14 protein-coding genes are annotated in these 15435 nt (G+C 67.6%); 1 reads left to right on the top strand and 13 read right to left on the bottom strand.

Annotated features, from left to right (window positions below; genetic code table 11):
- Positions 1-29 precede the first annotated feature (29 nt).
- The 3 genes from AC1RQF_RS07240 to ndk form a co-directional block, all read right to left on the bottom strand.
- The gene (locus AC1RQF_RS07240) at positions 30-1070 is read right to left on the bottom strand and encodes a helix-turn-helix domain-containing protein (RefSeq protein ID WP_274002857.1); all 1041 of its coding nucleotides are present in this window, start codon (positions 1068-1070) and stop codon (positions 30-32) included.
- 153 nt (positions 1071-1223) lie between these two features.
- A complete protein-coding gene (gene rlmN / locus AC1RQF_RS07235) occupies positions 1224-2360 on the bottom strand; it encodes a dual-specificity RNA methyltransferase RlmN (RefSeq protein ID WP_274002856.1) in 1137 nt (378 codons plus the stop codon).
- Between the two features lie 40 nt (positions 2361-2400).
- A complete protein-coding gene (gene ndk, locus AC1RQF_RS07230) occupies positions 2401-2826 on the bottom strand; it encodes a nucleoside-diphosphate kinase (protein ID WP_274002855.1) in 426 nt (141 codons plus the stop codon).
- 251 nt (positions 2827-3077) lie between these two features.
- On the opposite strand from ndk, the gene AC1RQF_RS07225 reads away from it, so the two are divergent.
- Entirely contained in the window at positions 3078-3776 is a 699-nt protein-coding gene (locus AC1RQF_RS07225) for a Bax inhibitor-1/YccA family protein (RefSeq protein WP_274002853.1), read from the top strand.
- A gap of 73 nt (positions 3777-3849) precedes the next feature.
- Here the strand turns inward: AC1RQF_RS07225 and rlmD are convergent, their stop codons facing one another.
- The 10 genes from rlmD to dnaX form a co-directional block, all read right to left on the bottom strand.
- The gene (gene rlmD, locus AC1RQF_RS07220) at positions 3850-5247 is read right to left on the bottom strand and encodes a 23S rRNA (uracil(1939)-C(5))-methyltransferase RlmD (protein ID WP_492871640.1); all 1398 of its coding nucleotides are present in this window, start codon (positions 5245-5247) and stop codon (positions 3850-3852) included.
- Positions 5248-6076: 829 nt separating this feature from the next.
- Positions 6077-6853, bottom strand: coding sequence for a 3'-5' exonuclease (locus tag AC1RQF_RS07215; RefSeq protein ID WP_492871639.1), 777 nt, complete (start codon positions 6851-6853; stop codon positions 6077-6079).
- A gap of 7 nt (positions 6854-6860) precedes the next feature.
- On the bottom strand, positions 6861-7943 hold the full coding sequence (rpoS, locus tag AC1RQF_RS07210; RefSeq protein WP_274002847.1) for an RNA polymerase sigma factor RpoS: 1083 nt from the start codon (positions 7941-7943) through the stop codon (positions 6861-6863).
- 11 nt (positions 7944-7954) lie between these two features.
- Positions 7955-8842, bottom strand: a complete 888-nt coding sequence (locus tag AC1RQF_RS07205) for a peptidoglycan DD-metalloendopeptidase family protein (protein WP_492871638.1) — start codon at positions 8840-8842, stop codon at positions 7955-7957.
- A gap of 5 nt (positions 8843-8847) precedes the next feature.
- On the bottom strand, positions 8848-9837 hold the full coding sequence (locus AC1RQF_RS07200) for a protein-L-isoaspartate(D-aspartate) O-methyltransferase (protein WP_492871637.1): 990 nt from the start codon (positions 9835-9837) through the stop codon (positions 8848-8850).
- Positions 9834-10595 (bottom strand): 5'/3'-nucleotidase SurE, encoded by a 762-nt coding sequence (gene surE, locus AC1RQF_RS07195; RefSeq protein WP_492871636.1) that lies wholly within the window; start codon positions 10593-10595, stop codon positions 9834-9836. Before surE ends, AC1RQF_RS07200 begins: the two co-directional genes overlap by 4 nt.
- 61 nt (positions 10596-10656) lie before the next feature.
- Complete coding sequence (locus AC1RQF_RS07190; protein WP_274002842.1) at positions 10657-11862, bottom strand: CaiB/BaiF CoA transferase family protein; 1206 nt, start codon at positions 11860-11862, stop codon at positions 10657-10659.
- 84 nt (positions 11863-11946) lie between these two features.
- Entirely contained in the window at positions 11947-12543 is a 597-nt protein-coding gene (gene recR, locus AC1RQF_RS07185; RefSeq protein ID WP_274002840.1) for a recombination mediator RecR, read from the bottom strand.
- Between the two features lie 28 nt (positions 12544-12571).
- Complete coding sequence (locus AC1RQF_RS07180) at positions 12572-12898, bottom strand: YbaB/EbfC family nucleoid-associated protein (RefSeq protein ID WP_274002838.1); 327 nt, start codon at positions 12896-12898, stop codon at positions 12572-12574.
- Positions 12899-12991: 93 nt separating this feature from the next.
- Entirely contained in the window at positions 12992-15328 is a 2337-nt protein-coding gene (dnaX, locus tag AC1RQF_RS07175) for a DNA polymerase III subunit gamma/tau (RefSeq protein WP_492871635.1), read from the bottom strand.
- Between the last annotated feature and the right edge of the window lie 107 nt (positions 15329-15435).

Here is a 15435-nt window from a genome sequence, read left to right as displayed (position 1 = left end):
CCGTGCCCGGTCAGCCACGGCGCTTACCGTCAGGGCAACGTGAACCGCGCGACGTTGCCCCGAGCCGTCGAATATTTTGCCGGATCGACGGGTTTTCCGTCGACCGTTATCGCGTCGAGCCCGGCCTTGTTGCCGATCGTGACCTTGAGCGGCGCATCGCCCGAGACCTGTTTGCTCTCGCCCGCGCGCACCAGCGCGGAGAAGACTTCCTTGCCGTTCTTGTCGCGCACGCTGAACCAGCAATCCTGCGTGACCTTCAGTTCGACGAGCGACTGGCCCGCGGCGGCGACCACCGCGCTCGCCGCATCGCTCGCGCCCGTCGTGCCGGCGACCACCACCGGCGCCGGCGCGGAAGCGGCGGGCGCGGCGGAAGCCGGCGCCACTGCGACGGGCGGCGCGGCCGGCGCGCTGACCGAAGCGTCGGTCGCGGCGGGCGTCGACCCGGCCGCATCGGAACCGGCAGCCTGCGGCTCGCTCGCGATCGGCCCGCCCGCCACCGGGCTCGCCTCGGGCGCGCTCGCCTCCGGCTGCGCCTGCACCGCGGACGCGCTTTCCGCGCCGCCCGAGGACTTGAAGCGCGCGAGCCAGTTCGACGAATCGCCGCCCGTATGCCACATCGCCGCCGCGACCACCGCGATCACGGCCGCCGCCACGGCCCACAGCCACGAACGATGGCGCGACGAGCCGCCCAGCGGAATCGACACCCGGCCGCGCGGCAGATCCGTGCCCGCCGACGCGGGCATCGACAGATCGACCTCGGGCGCGCCGCGCTCGCGACGCAGCACCTGCGCGAACGGCTCCGGATCGACGCCGAGCATCTTCGCGTAGCTGCGCACCACGCCGACCGCGAACGCCGTGCCCGGCAGATGGCTGATGTCGCCCGACTCGAGTGCGCGGAGCTTCGGAGGCGCGACCTTGAGCCGCGCCGACACGTCGCCGACCGACCAGCCCTTCGCTTCCCGAAGCTGCGCCAGCCGGGCGCCGACCGCCGCCAGCGATTCCATGCCCGCCGGCGCCGGTTGCGGCCCGGCATTCGTCTGTGCGCCCTGTGACGGCTGCGGCTCGCTCATCCTAATCCTCGCGTCGATTCTTCTTCAGTTGCGCGTTCGCGCCGGCGTGGCCGGCCAGAAGGCGCAATATCGTTGTCACACAATGCACGGCGCAATCATGCGCCGCATCCGATCGCTGTTCGCGTATTGACTGCTGAGATCCGGGCATCCCCGTCAAACCGCCCGGACCTCGATGATTTTTCCTGCGCCGGTCCGCTCGGCAAGACGCGTGCGATCCTTGACCGCCCCTGCCAGCTGACCGCATGCGGCGTCGATATCGTCGCCGCGGGTCTTGCGTACCGTCGTCACCACGCCCGCATCGATCAGAATCTGCGCGAAGCGCTTGATCTGTTCGTTCTTCGAGCGCAGGAGGCCCGATTCGGGAAACGGATTGAACGGTATCAGATTGAACTTGCACGGCACGTCGCGCGTGAGCGCGAGCAGCTCGCGGGCATGCGCCTCGGTGTCGTTGACGCCGTCGAGCATGCAGTATTCGAAGGTGATGAAATCGCGCGGCGCGACTTTCAGATAGCGCTGGCACGCGGCCATCAGTTCGCGCAGCGGATGCTTGCGGTTGAGCGGCACGAGTTCGTCGCGCAGCGCATCATTCGGCGCGTGCAGCGACACCGCGAGCGCGACCGGCAGCTCGGCGCCGAGCCGGTCCATCATCGGCACCACGCCCGAGGTCGACAGCGTGACGCGCCGGCGCGACAGGCCGTACGCATTGTCGTCAAGCATCAGCCGCATGGCCGGTACGACCGCCGTGTAATTGAGCAGCGGCTCGCCCATGCCCATCATGACGACATTCGTGATCACCCGTTCGGCCTTGCCGTTCGGGCCCGGCGCGCGCCCGAGCGACGCCCGCAGCGCGAATTCGGCCATCCGCAACTGGCCGATGATCTCGGCCGTCGACAGATTGCGGGAAAAGCCCTGCTTGCCGGTGGAACAGAAACGGCAGTTGACCGCGCACCCCGCCTGCGAGGACACGCACAGCGTGCCGCGCGTTTCCTCGGGGATGTAGACCGTCTCGACCGCATTGCCGTTGCCGACGTCGATCAGCCACTTGCGCGTGCCGTCGGTGGACACGTGGTCGCTGGCGATGTCCGGCATGCGGATCTCGGCGCGGCCCTTGAGCTTTTCGCGCAAGGACTTCGCGAGATCGGTCATGCCGTCGAAATCGGCGGCATTGTATTGATGGATCCAGCGCTGCAGCTGCTTGGCCCGAAACGGCTTCTCGCCGAGGCTGCCGCAGTACGCGACCAGCCCCTCGGCGTCGAAGTCGAGAAGATTGACGGAAGATTCACTCGCCATGATGCCCTGCCTTGCCGCTGCGCCGGATCCAGCCACTCGCTTAACGCGAGTAGACGTTCATTTCCGGGAAGAAGAATGCGATCTCGCCGCGCGCCGTTTCAGCGGCGTCCGAGCCGTGCACTGCGTTCGCGTCGATGCTGTCCGCGAAGTCGGCGCGGATCGTGCCCTTTTCCGCCTTCTTCGGGTCCGTCGCGCCCATCAGGTCGCGGTTCTTCAGAATCGCGCCTTCACCTTCCAGGACCTGGATCATCACCGGGCCGGAGACCATGAAATCGACGAGGTCCTTGAAGAACGGACGCTCTGCGTGCACCGCGTAGAACTTCTCCGCTTCGCCGCGCGACAGATGCGCCATGCGCGCTGCGATGACCTTCAGGCCAGCGCCTTCGAAACGGCTGTAGATCTGACCGATCACGTTCTTTGCCACCGCGTCCGGCTTGATGATCGACAGGGTGCGTTCGATTGCCATAAAAACTCCAAGAAATTAAGAGGTTACGTTTTCAAATGAATCCGCTATTGTAACACGATCCCGTGTATCATTGCGATTGAACCCTTACACAGATGAAAGGTTCCAAAAACATCGGTTTTGACGCCCAAGCCATTGAAACCTAAGGCCTCGAAACCTATCTTAGGAGTAGCAGCATCGCGGATTGCTGCAGCGCACACAGCGCCCGGAAGTCCGCGCTTCAAACGTTTTCACGTTCAATGTTAGGAGAAAGCATGAACGACTATCCGTACAACTTCGGCCGCGGCGGCGCCGTCGGCACGGCCGAAACCCGCAACCGCGTGCTGCGCAACACCTACTGGCTGCTCGCCCTGTCGATGGTGCCGACCGTGCTGGGCGCGTGGGTCGGCGTCGCCACCGGCTTCTCGCTGTTCGCGGCCACGAGCCCGGCCATGAGCCTGCTCGCGTTCTTCGCGATCGCGTTCGGCTTCATGTTCGCGATCGAGCGCACCAAGAACAGCAGCGCCGGCGTATTCGTGCTGCTCGGCTTCACGTTCTTCATGGGCCTGATGCTGTCGCGCCTGCTGAGCTTCATCCTCGGCTTCTCGAACGGCCCGTCGCTGATCATGCTTGCCTTCGGCGGCACCGGCATCATCTTCGCCGCGATGGCGACGATCGCCACCGTCAGCAAGCGCGATTTCTCGGGGCTCGGCAAGTGGCTGTTCATGGGCGTGATCGTGCTGCTGCTCGCCATGGCCGCCAACATGTTCCTGCAACTGCCGGCGTTGATGCTCACGGTCTCGGTGCTCGCGATCGTGATCTTCTCCGCTTACATGCTGTTCGACGTGCAGCGCGTCGTGAACGGCGGCGAGACCAACTACATCACGGCCACGCTCGCGATCTACCTCGATCTGTACAACGTGTTCACGAACCTGCTGGCGCTGCTCGGCATCTTCGGCGGCAACCGCAACTGATTGCGCCGCGCGCGACAGAAAAAACCGGCCCTCGGGCCGGTTTTTTTTCGTCCGCGCGATGCCGCGCGGCGCGTCAGTCCCGCTCGAACACCGCGATCGATTCGACGTGCGAGGTATTCGGGAACATGTTGACCACGCCCGCGCCGCGCATCCGGTAGCCCGCCTCGTGCACGAGCAGGCCCGCGTCGCGCGCGAGCGTCGCCGGATTGCACGACACGTAGACGATCCGCTTCGGCAACGGCCCCACGCCGCTCTGCGCGATTTCCGCGAGCGCCTTGGAGACCGCGAGCGCCCCTTCGCGCGGCGGATCGACCAGGAATTTGTCGAACGCACCGAGCGCGCGCAGATCGTCGGCGCTCACCTCGAACAGGTTGCGACACGCAAACGACGTATGACCGTCGACACCGTTCTCGCGCGCATTCGCGAGCGCGCGCGTGGTGAGCGCCTCGCTGCCCTCGATTCCCACCACCTCGCGCGCGCGCCGCGCGAGCGGCAGCGTGAAGTTGCCGATCCCGCAGAACAGGTCGAGCACGCGATCGTCGCGGCGCGGCGCGAGCAGGCGCAACGCGCGCCCGACCAGCACGCGGTTGATCTGATGATTGACCTGAGTGAAATCGGTCGGCTTGAACGGCATGCGGATATTGAATTCCGGCAACGTGTAGTCGAGCTGCGCGTCGAGCGGATAGAACGGCACGACCGTATCCGGGCCCTTCGGCTGCAGCCAGAACTGAACGCCGTGCGCGTCCGCGAACGCGCGCAGCAGCGCTTCGTCGTCCGCATTGATCGGCTCGAGCACGCGCAGCACCAGCGCCGTGACCGTCGACCCCACCGCCAGCTCGATCTGCGGCATCCGATCGCGGATCGACAGGCCCTCGACGAGCCGGCGCAGCGGCACAAGCAGCGCGGACACGTGCGGCGGCAACACCTCGCAACTCGTCATGTCGGCCACGTAGCTGCTCTTCTTCTCATGAAAGCCGACCAGCACGCCGCCCTTCTTGACCACGTTGCGCACGGTCAACCGCGCGCGGTAGCGATAGCCCCACGACGGCCCGTGGATCGGCGCGAAGATCGTCTCCGCGCGCAGCTTCGCGAGATGCCACAGATTGTCCTCGAGCACCCGCTGCTTGATCGCGACCTGCGCGCGCATTTCGAGGTGCTGCATCGAGCAGCCGCCGCACGTGCCGAAGAACGCGCACTTCGGCGTCGTGCGCATCACGCTCGGGCGCAGAATATCGACGACCTGTGCCTGCTCGTAGCTCGGCTTGCGGCGGTAGCTCGCGTACGTCACGCGCTCGCCGGGCAGCGCGCCCTCGACGAAAATCACCTTGCCCGGCTCGCCGTCCTCGTTGACGACGCGGCCGACGCCGCGGGCATCCATGTCGAGGGAGTCGATCTCGAGAATCGGGGCGCCAACAGGCGAGGCGGACGCGCGCTTCGCGTCGCGCGCAGACGGGGGGACGGCTTCAGTCACCAGCTTTTCCTGACGAACGTTTGTGGGAAGGCGAGATTGTAGACGAATGACCGCACTCGAACGGAGATTCACCGATGCGACGAATCAATTGGAATATCCCATGGAGCCGGCACGCGCACGGCGACGCGGATCGCGCGGCTGCCGATTTCGGCATCCTGTGCGCGCGGAAGCTGACGCGCGGCGTCCAGGCGCTGCCGGGCCGGCCATCGCCGCCTCAGCAGATGGAACGCGCCGCGCTGCTGCCCGGCTATGCGGCGACGACGCGATCGCGGTCGATCGTCCGCCATCTCAGTCAGACGAACAGGACAGCGCCGTTCTTTCGGCAACGCGCTCGTCACCGCGCGTCCGCCACGCCCCGCCCTGGCCCGCCCGCAGCGATACCGCGCAGCGCGCTCGTACCGGCGCCACACGGCGATTGCGCATGCTGTGCGTGGTGGTCATGCATCTGACGTGTACATCACGCCCGACGACTCGCACCGATCAAGACGCTGCGTACACTGCATCGCGAGGCAGCCCCACCCGGCGCTCTCGAAACCGTTTCCAATCCGCTCGCGCCATCCCTGCGCGGCGCGTCAACAGCCCCTGGAACAGCGGCGCCCTCTCCGCAAGCGAGCGCCCGTTCGATGACGCACCCGCAGTCGCTACACGGGCGCACGCCGCCGACGACAGAGAGTTGTCATGACACGGAACAAGGGAGGGATGGCACGATGCGTGCGCGATGACGTGTCCGTCGCCGCGCCGCAGCCGAGCGAATCACGCGCAGCGAGATCGACGACGCGACGCCGTCGCATCCCCCGATCGCACCGGAATCACGCAAGCCCCGAGCCCGTCATGCGCCGAAGGCCGCGAGATATTCCGCCCAATGCGGCGCAGCCTCCAGTTGGAGCGCCCGCTTGACCAGCGCGATCTCGTCGGCATACGCGCCCGCGCTCAGGCCGCCGCGCATCTGCTGGAACCGGCAGTACAGCAGATAGGTATTGACGACGTCGGTTTCGCAATAGTTGCGGATCGCGTCGATCTGGCCTTCCTGGAAGGCATGCCACACCTGCCCGCCGTCCATCCCGAGCTTGCCGGGGAAGCCGCACAGCTTCGCGAGCGCATCGAGCGGCGCGCTCGCGCGCGGCTGGTACAGCGCGAGCACGTCCATCAGGTCGGTATGGCGCGAGTGGTAGCGCGACAGGTAGTTGTTCCACTTGAACTCGCGGTCGTCCTCGCCCATGTCCCAATAGCGCGGCGCGGCGACGCCATGCACGAGCGCGCGGTAATGGAGCACCGGCAGATCGAAGCCGCCGCCGTTCCACGACACGAGTTGCGGCGTGTACTTCTCGATCACGCGATAGAACGACTGGATCAGCGTGATCTCCGGATCGTCGGGCGTGCCGAGCGAACGCACGCGGAACCCGGAATCGTCGCGGAACACGCAGGAGATCGCGGCGATCCGCTGCAGGTGATGCGGCAGGAAATCGCTGCCGGTCTTCTCGCGTCGCGCGGCAAACGCATGCTCGGCGACCTCGGCATCGCTCAAGTCGGCGGGCAAATCCTCGAGACGGCGAATGCCGTCGACATCGGGAATCGTTTCGATGTCAAAAACCAGAATCGGAATCATCAGTGAATTACAGTACGGCGTCCTTGCGTACGCCGTTGGAGGCAAAGAATCGTTTGAGACGCACGAGCGCTTCCTGCTGGATCTGACGGACGCGCTCGCGGGTCAGCCCCATCTCGTCGGCCAGCTCCTCGAGCGTCGCGGGTTCGATGTGGTTGAGACCGAAGCGGCGCTCGATCACGTGGCGGTGCTTGTCGGAGAGACGCGACAACCACGCGCGCGTGAGCGTTTCCAGCTCGCGGTGCTGCACCTCGGCGTCGGGCGACTGACTCTGGTCGTCCGGCAACAGGTCGAGCAGGCTGCTCGCCGGATCGAGATCGAGCGGCGCGTCGAGCGAAGCGGTGTGTTCGTTCAGCGCGAGGATGTCGGTGACTTCCTCGGCCGTCTTGCCGGTGAGATAGGCGATGTCGTCGATGCTGGCTTCGCGGCGCTCGGCCGCCTCGCCCGTCGACATCGAGTTCTTCTCCAGGTGACGCTTCGCGCGCAACACCTGGTTCAGTTCGCGGATCACGTGCACCGGCAGCCGCACCGTGCGCGCCTGATTCATGATCGCGCGCTCGATGCTCTGGCGGATCCACCAGGTCGCATAGGTCGAAAAACGGAAGCCGCGCGTCGGATCGAACTTCTCGATCGCATGCATGAGCCCGAGGTTGCCTTCCTCGATCAGATCGAGGAGCGGCACGCCGCGGTTCAGATAGCCTTTCGCGATGCTGACGACGAGCCGCAGGTTGCGCTCGATCATCACCTGGCGCGCTTCGAACTCGCCCGCCTTCGCGAGCCGCGAATAGCGCTGCTCTTCCTCGACGGTCAAGAGCGGCTTCACGCTGATGCGGTTCAGGTAGTGCTGGATCGTGTCGGCGGTCAGCTCCGCCTGCAGCAGCGCCCGGAAATCGTCGAGCTCGGCCGGCGCCTCGCGCTCCTCTGCGGCGTCTTCCTCGCCGTCGCGGGCCTCACGGGCGTCGTAGTCGCGTTCTGCGTCAGCGGCATCGTCGTCCTCGCCGGTCGAAGCACCCTTCCGTTCCACCGATGCTTGCGTGGCACGACTGAGGTTCTCAGATTCGGCTTGCGGCTCGTGGCGCTTCGATTTCGGCATGGTCGTCTCGTCTATTGAGGCGGCAAATACTTCAGCGGATCGACAGGTTTACCCTGCCGGCGAACCTCGAAATGCAGCATCACACGGTCTGAATCGCTATTGCCCATCTCTGCGATTTTCTGGCCTTTCGTCACCGCGTCCCCCTCTTTTACCATCAAAGCGCGGTTGTGTGCATATGCGGTGAGATAAGTCGCGTCGTGCTTGACGATAATGAGGTTGCCATAGCCCCGCAGGCCATTGCCCGCGTACACCACGCGACCATCCGCGGCCGCCTTCACCGGGTCGCCCGCCGCGCCGCCGATGTTGACGCCTTTGTTCTTCGCATCGTCGAATGTGTTCAGCAACGGACCACGCGCCGGCCACATGAACGACACCGCGCCGCCCGCCGCCGACGCGCCCGCGTCGCCTGCCGGCGCTGCCACGGGCGGCGTCGCCGTCGAACCGGACCCATATACGGGCGCAGCGGCCGGACCGCTCGACAGCGGCGCCGTCTGCACCGCGGCGCCCGCGACCGGTGTCGTCGCGACGCCTGCCGCGCCGGCGCTCGCGCCCGGCGACACGACGCGCAGCAATTGATCGACTTCGATCTGATTCGGATTGGTGAGGTTATTCCACGCCGCGATATCGCGATAATTCTGGCCGTTTTCGAGTGCAATCCGATATAGGGTGTCGCCCGGCTTTACCCGGTAATAACCGGGCGGCGGCGGACCCAGCGGTACGGCCGGCTGGGCCGCGCCCGCGGTGGTGCCGAGCGCGCCGGAGCGGTCGACGACGGGTGCCTGGTCGAGGCGCGTCGCACAAGCGCCAAGCAGCGTGAAAGCAGCCACGCAGATCGCGCGCTGAGCGAGCGAGAGCGGAATCTTCGAACGATTGGTTTGCATCGCGCGCAACATACTCATCGGTGTCAAATCACTCCGGATTTTAAAGGGACAAAGAAAACGCGATCAAGCCGCGACTCGCGCCACTGCGCGGCCGCGACCCGTTCGACGAGCGTCAGCACCTGGGACTGGCCGTCCTGAGCGCCGACCGGAGCCACGAGCCGCCCGCCGATCGCCAATTGTTCAAGCAAGGCCTGCGGCACGTCGAGCCCCGCCGCCGCGATCACGATCGCGTCGAACGGCGCCGCCGATGGCAGACCGACGCGCCCATCGCCGTAATGCAGCCGAATGTTCGGCACGCGCAACGGGCGCAAATTCAGTTTCGCCCGCTCGTAGAGCGGGCGGATGCGTTCGATCGAATACACGTCGACCGCGACCTGGCTCAACACCGCCGCCTGGTAACCGCAGCCGGTGCCGATCTCCAGCACCCGCTCGAGCGGCCGGCCCGCGGATGCCAATTCGATCATGCGCGCCACGACCGACGGCTTCGAGATCGTCTGCTGATGGCCGATCGGCAGCGCCGCGTCCTCATAGGCCTGGGCCGCGAGCCCGGGATCGACGAACATGTGACGCGGCACGACGGCCAGCGCATTCAGCACGCGCGGATCGGTGATGCCATTCGCGCGCAGCCGTTCGACCATCCGTTCGCGCACGCGTTCCGACGTCAGTGCGAGCTTCCCGTTCAAGGCGACATTGGGCGCGGCCGGCCTAGGCGCGGCCGGCTTGGATACGGTCGGCTTGGATACGGCCGGCAGCGAGGCGGCCTGCCTGGGCGAAACCGGCTTGGGCGCGACGTGCCCCGGCTTGGCGGGCTTGGAAGCCGCCGCCCCGGCCGAGGAGGGCTTCGATGCGCGCCCGTCCGACTGCGAGGCGCTGCGCGCCGTGGCCGAACCGAGCCGCTGGCGCGCGGCGTCGCCCGCCGCCTGGCGCTCGCCCGCCAGGCCTTCCGGCTTGCGCGGCTCGCGCTTGAGATCTTCGAGCGCAAGCGGAAACCGCTTTGCGCGCTCGCCGCTCATGAAGCGTCGCTCCTCGCGCTCGCCCAATCGTGCGTCGCGGCCAGCATCTGGGTGTGGGTCAGGTCGAGCCGCAGCGGCGTAATCGACACCTCGCCGCGCGCCGTGGCATGGAAATCGGTGCCTTCGCTCGAATCCAGCGCCTCGCCGGACGCGCCGATCCAGTAGATCGGCTCGCCGCGCGGGTTGGTCTGGCGAATCACCGGCTGCGACGGATGACGCTTGCCGAGGCGGGTGACCGTCCACGCGCCCAGCGCCTCGTACGGCCGGTTGGGAATATTCACGTTCAGCAACGGCTGGCCCGCCAGCGGATGCGCGAGATAGTGCCGCACAACCTCGGCCGCCACGCGCGCGGCGGCGTCGAGATGCGCCCAACCTTTGTCGACGAGCGAGAACGCGATCGCGGGAACGCCGAACATCACCCCTTCGGTGGCCGCCGCGACGGTGCCCGAGTAAAGCGTGTCCTCGCCCATGTTCTGGCCGTTGTTGATGCCGGACACGACGAGATCGGGGCGCGCGTCGAGCAGGCCCGTGAGCCCGAGGTGCACGGAGTCGGTCGGCGTGCCGTTCACGTAGTAGAAGCCGGTGCTCGCCGAACGCTGCAGCGACAACGGCCGCGACAGCGTGAGGGAATTCGACGCGCCGCTGCAATTCTGCTCGGGCGCGATCACCGTGACCTCGCCGAGCGGCAACAGCGCTGCATGGAGCGCCGCGAGGCCCGGCGCAAGGTAGCCGTCGTCGTTACTGAGTAGGATTCGCATCCGGCGATTGTAACCGAGGAAAGATGGCGCGCGAACGACAGTCCGGTCGCGCGCGCGGCGCTCAGATCACCCGTTTGTCGCGCAATGCGCGAATGGCCTCGGGCGTGTAGCCCAGCGAGCCCAGCACCTCGTCGGTATGCGCGCCGAGTTCGGGCCCGAGCCAGCGCGTATCGCCCGGCGTATCGGACAGCTTCGGCGTGACGGCCGGCAGCGGGATCTCCGCGCCGTCCGCCAGCTTGAAGCGCTCGATCATCTGGCGCGCGATGAATTGCGGATCGCTGAACATGTCGGCCACGCTGTAGATGCGCCCGGCCGGCACATCCGCCGCGTTGAGCACGGCGAGCGCCTCGTCGATCGTGCGCGTCGCGAGCCACGCGGCAATCGCGTCGTCGATCTCGCGCGTGCGCGGCACGCGCCCGTCGTTTTGCGCGAGCGCCGGATCGTCGGCGAGATCGGGCCGCTCGATCGCCGCCATCAGGCGCTTGAAGATCGGATCGCTGTTGCCGCCTATCACGATGCTGCCGTCGCGGCACGGATAGGTGTTGGACGGCACGATGCCGGGCAGCGACGCACCCGTGCGCTCGCGCACGAGCCCGTACACGCCGTACTCGGGCACCACGCTCTCCATCATGTTGAACACCGCCTCGTACAGCGCGACGTCGACCATCTGCCCCGCGCCGCCGTTCGTGTTGCGGTGATGCAGCGCCATCAGCGCCCCGATCACGCCGTGCAGCGCCGCGATCGAATCGCCGATCGAGATGCCGATCCGCGGCGGCGGCAGGTCCGGGTAGCCGGTGATGTGCCGCAGGCCGCCCATCGATTCGGCGATCGCGCCGAAGCCGGGACGGTCGCGATACGGTCCGGTCTGCCCGTAGCCGGACAGGCGCACCATGATGAGGCCCGGGTTGTCGGCCGACAGCACGTCATAGCCGAGCCCGAGCTTCTCGAGCAGGCCCGGACGGAAATTCTCGATCACGATGTCGGCCTCGCGCGCGAGCCGCCGCGCGATCTCGCGGCCTTCTTCCGATTTCAGGTTGAGCGTGACCGATTTCTTGTTGCGCGCCTGCACCGACCACCACAGCGAGGTGCCGCCCGCTTCCGGATACAGCTTGCGCCACTTGCGCAGCGGATCGCCGCCGTTCGGATCCTCGATCTTGATGACTTCGGCGCCGAACTCGGCAAACAATCGCGCCGCGAACGGCCCTGCGATGAGCGTGCCGAACTCGAGTACCTTGACGCCCGCGAGCGGGCCCGGGGTTGCGTGCATGTCGCTTCCTCGATGTGATGCGAAGGCTGAACCGCCCTGCGGCGGCGGCTCGCGGAGAGGCCGCGCGGTGGTTCCGCGCGGCGGCTACATCGTGCGGCGATCGAGCATCGCCCGCGCGATCGTGCCCGCGTCGACGTACTCCAGTTCGCCGCCCACCGGCACGCCGCGCGCGAGCCGCGTGACCGCGAGCCCGCGCGCCTTGAGCGTCTGCCCGAGGTAGTGCGCGGTCGCCTCGCCTTCGTTGGTGAAATTGGTCGCCAGGACCACTTCCTTGACGATTCCGTCCGACGCGCGCCGCACCAGCCGGTCGAAATGAATTTCCTTCGGGCCGATGCCGTCGAGCGGGCTCAAGCGGCCCATCAGCACGAAGTACAGGCCGCGGTAGGTCATGGTCTGTTCGAGCATGATCTGGTCGGCTGGGGTTTCCACCACGCAGAGCAGCGTGGGGTCGCGTTCCGCGTCGCTGCAGACCTCGCAGATCTGCGCCTCCGTGAACGTGTTGCACTTCTCGCAGTGCTGCAAATGCTCGGTCGCGAACAGCAGCGAGCGGCCGAGCCGCTCCGCGCCGTCGCGATCGTGCTGCATCAGGTGATACGCGATGCGCTGCGCCGACTTCGGGCCGACGCCGGGCAGCGCGCGCAGCGCCTCGACGAGCGCGGACAGGGCGGAAGGCTGTTTCATACGCGGATGGGCAACGACGCGACGGGGCTCAGAACGGCAGCTTGAAGCCCGGCGGCAGCGGCAGACCTGCCGTCATGCCGCTCATCTTTTCCTGCGAGGTCGCCTCGGCCTTGCGCGCCGCGTCGTTGAACGCCGCCGCGACGAGATCCTCGAGCATGTCCTTGTCGTCCGTGAGCAGGCTCGGGTCGATCGTCACGCGGCGCACTTCGTTCTTGCAGGTCATCGTGACCTTGACGAGACCGGCGCCCGACTGCCCCTCGACTTCGATGAGGGCCAGCTGCTCCTGCATCTTCTTCATGTTTTCCTGCATCTGCTGGGCTTGCTTCATCAGCCCCGCGAGTTGGCCTTTCATCATGGACATGCTCCTTCGTATACGTTTGAAAACCGGCGCGATCTTAGCGCCGGATCCGGGATAAGGGAATGGGGCGCGGCGCGCCCCCTCGCGCGTTCAGTGCAGCGTCGGTGCAGCGCCTTCCGCCGCCGGGCCGCCGTCCGCCGCCAGCGGGCGCACCGAGCCTTCGACGATGCGCGCGCCGAACTCGCGGATCAGCTGCTGGACGAACGGGTCTCCGCCGATCTCCTGCTCCGCCTCGCGCTGACGCTGCGCACGCGCCGCGGCGTCGAGCGCGGCCGCGGTACGACGCGCGGCGCCGACCGTGACCTCGACCTCGACCGGCTTGCCGAGCGTGTCCGCCAGCGCGGCCTTGAGTTTCGCGACCTGCGCGGCGTCCGCGTACTGCGGCACGGGCACCGACAATTTCAGCCCCCCCCCGTCGACGGCGGTCAGTTCGCTGTTGAACGCCAGCTGGTACGCCACCCCCTTGAGCGGCAGCGTCGCAGCCAGCGCCGGCCATTCGCCGTCGTAGCCGATCGCGTCGAGCGCGATCGCGGGCGGCAGCGGCCGGGCGTCGACAGGCGCCGCCGGCGCGGGTTTCGGGGCAAGCCGCACATCGTCCGGACCGCTGTCGAACACCGGCACGAAGCCGTCGTCGAGCGGCGCGCCGAACATCTCGTCCGCCGACAGCGGCACATAGTCGTCCGGCGGAATGTCTTCCCAGGGCGGTGCATCGCTCGATGCGCCGCCGGCCTGCGGCGCCGCGCGCGGCGTGGGCACCGGCACGTTGACCCGGGGGCCGGGCTTCGCGGCCGCCGCCGTGGGAGCGGGGGCGGCCGGCTTCGGCGCGGCGGACGCGCGACCACGATCCGTCGACACGCGCATGCCGGCGTTGCGCAGCACGTCAAGCGCGGCCGCCGCCCCGCCCGCGCGGGCGGATGCGGCCGGCGCAGGCCGTGCGGCAGGCGGGTCGGCCGGCTTCGCCGCCTCCGCGGATTGAACCGGCGCAGGCTCGGCAAGCGGAGCGGCCGGCGCAGGCGGCGTGATCTCGGCGACGAGCGCCGCCTCGACAACCGTTTCACCCTGCGCCGGCGCGCGCGCTTCAGACTGCGCGACTTCAGACTGCGCGACTTCAGGCTGCGCGGCGATGGTTTCCGCGCGCGGAGCGGGTGCAGGGACAACAGGCGCAGGTACAGGTGCAGGCTCGGCCAACACCGCGGCCGCGACCGGCGGCTGGGCCGGAACCGGTCGAACGCCGGCCGGCTGCGCGCTCGCCGCCGAGGCGGCGGGTTGCGCGCTGCGCGCGGCGCTTGCGCGACCACCCGCGACCGGCAGCGCGCCCGGCGCCGAGCCGCCCGCGCCGGCAGCGGCCGGCTCGAACGCCAGCATCCGCAGCAACGTCATCGTGAAACCCGCGTATTCGTCCGGCGCGAGCCCCAGCTCGCTCCGCCCGACCGTGGCGATCTGGTAATAGAGCTGCACCTGCTCCGGGCTCAGCGTCTCGGCGAAGCGGCGCAGATCGCCCGCCTCCGGCCACTCGTCGAGCACCGACGCCGGCGCGAACTGCGCCCATGCGATCCGGTGCAACAGCCCGGCGAGATCCTGCAGCGCGGTCGAGAACGACAGGCTGCGCAACGCCATTTCATCGGCGATCGCGAGAATTCCGGGGCCGTCGGCCGTCGCGAGCGCGTCCAGCAGCCGGACCATGTAGGTCTGATCGAGCGCGCCCAACATGCCCGACACCGCCGTCTCGGTCACCTGGTTCGCCGAATAGGCGATCGCCTGGTCGGTCAGCGACAGCGCATCGCGCATGCTGCCCTGCGCGGCACGCGCGAGCAGCCGCAGCGCCTGCGGTTCGAACGCGATGCGCTCCTCGCCGAGGATCCGCTCGAGATGCGACACGATATGCCCGGCCGGCATCTGCTTCAGGTTGAACTGCAGGCAGCGCGACAGCACCGTGACGGGGATCTTCTGCGGATCGGTGGTCGCGAGGATGAACTTGACGTGCGGCGGCGGCTCCTCGAGCGTCTTCAGCATCGCGTTGAACGCGTGGTTCGTCAGCATGTGCACTTCGTCGATCATGTAGACCTTGAAGCGCGCATCGACGGGCGCGTACACAGCGCGCTCGAGCAGCGCGGCCATTTCGTCGACGCCGCGATTGCTCGCCGCATCCATTTCGACATAGTCGACGAAGCGCCCCTCGTCGATTTCGCGGCATGCGCGACAGACGCCGCACGGCTGCGACGTGACGCCCGTCTCGCAATTGAGCGCCTTGGCGAAGATGCGCGACAGCGTGGTCTTGCCGACCCCGCGCGTGCCGGTGAATAGATAGGCGTGATGCAAACGCCCGCCGTCGAGCGCGTGCGTAAGCGCCCTGACGACGTGCTCCTGGCCGACGAGCGAAGCGAAATCCTTCGGACGCCACTTGCGTGCGAGAACTTGATAGGTCATCGGGAAATTGTATCAGCAACGCCGCGCCGCGCCGACAGGCGGAATACGCCGGACGCGCACGCGCGCACGAACTGCACGACTGCATCGCGGCAAGGGGACGTTCAGGG

The sequence above is a fragment of the Burkholderia sp. GW821-FHT14F03 genome, assembly GCF_058803765.1.
This window is presented reverse-complemented; position numbering and strand designations above follow the sequence as displayed.

Excerpts from the sequence above, each read along its gene's own strand:
- AC1RQF_RS07200 (WP_492871637.1), bottom strand. The coding sequence starts at position 9,837 with ATGAGCGGCGAGCGCGCAAAGCGGTTTCCGCTTGCGCTCGAAGATCTC.
- recR (WP_274002840.1), bottom strand. The coding sequence starts at position 12,543 with ATGAAACAGCCTTCCGCCCTGTCCGCGCTCGTCGAGGCGCTGCGCGCG.
- rlmN (WP_274002856.1), bottom strand. The coding sequence starts at position 2,360 with ATGGCGAGTGAATCTTCCGTCAATCTTCTCGACTTCGACGCCGAGGGG.
- surE (WP_492871636.1), bottom strand. The coding sequence starts at position 10,595 with ATGCGAATCCTACTCAGTAACGACGACGGCTACCTTGCGCCGGGCCTC.
- AC1RQF_RS07225 (WP_274002853.1), top strand. The coding sequence starts at position 3,078 with ATGAACGACTATCCGTACAACTTCGGCCGCGGCGGCGCCGTCGGCACG.
- rpoS (WP_274002847.1), bottom strand. The coding sequence starts at position 7,943 with ATGCCGAAATCGAAGCGCCACGAGCCGCAAGCCGAATCTGAGAACCTC.
- AC1RQF_RS07240 (WP_274002857.1), bottom strand. The coding sequence starts at position 1,070 with ATGAGCGAGCCGCAGCCGTCACAGGGCGCACAGACGAATGCCGGGCCG.
- dnaX (WP_492871635.1), bottom strand. The coding sequence starts at position 15,328 with ATGACCTATCAAGTTCTCGCACGCAAGTGGCGTCCGAAGGATTTCGCT.
- ndk (WP_274002855.1), bottom strand. The coding sequence starts at position 2,826 with ATGGCAATCGAACGCACCCTGTCGATCATCAAGCCGGACGCGGTGGCA.
- AC1RQF_RS07215 (WP_492871639.1), bottom strand. The coding sequence starts at position 6,853 with ATGATTCCGATTCTGGTTTTTGACATCGAAACGATTCCCGATGTCGAC.
- AC1RQF_RS07205 (WP_492871638.1), bottom strand. The coding sequence starts at position 8,842 with ATGAGTATGTTGCGCGCGATGCAAACCAATCGTTCGAAGATTCCGCTC.
- AC1RQF_RS07190 (WP_274002842.1), bottom strand. The coding sequence starts at position 11,862 with ATGCACGCAACCCCGGGCCCGCTCGCGGGCGTCAAGGTACTCGAGTTC.
- AC1RQF_RS07180 (WP_274002838.1), bottom strand. The coding sequence starts at position 12,898 with ATGATGAAAGGCCAACTCGCGGGGCTGATGAAGCAAGCCCAGCAGATG.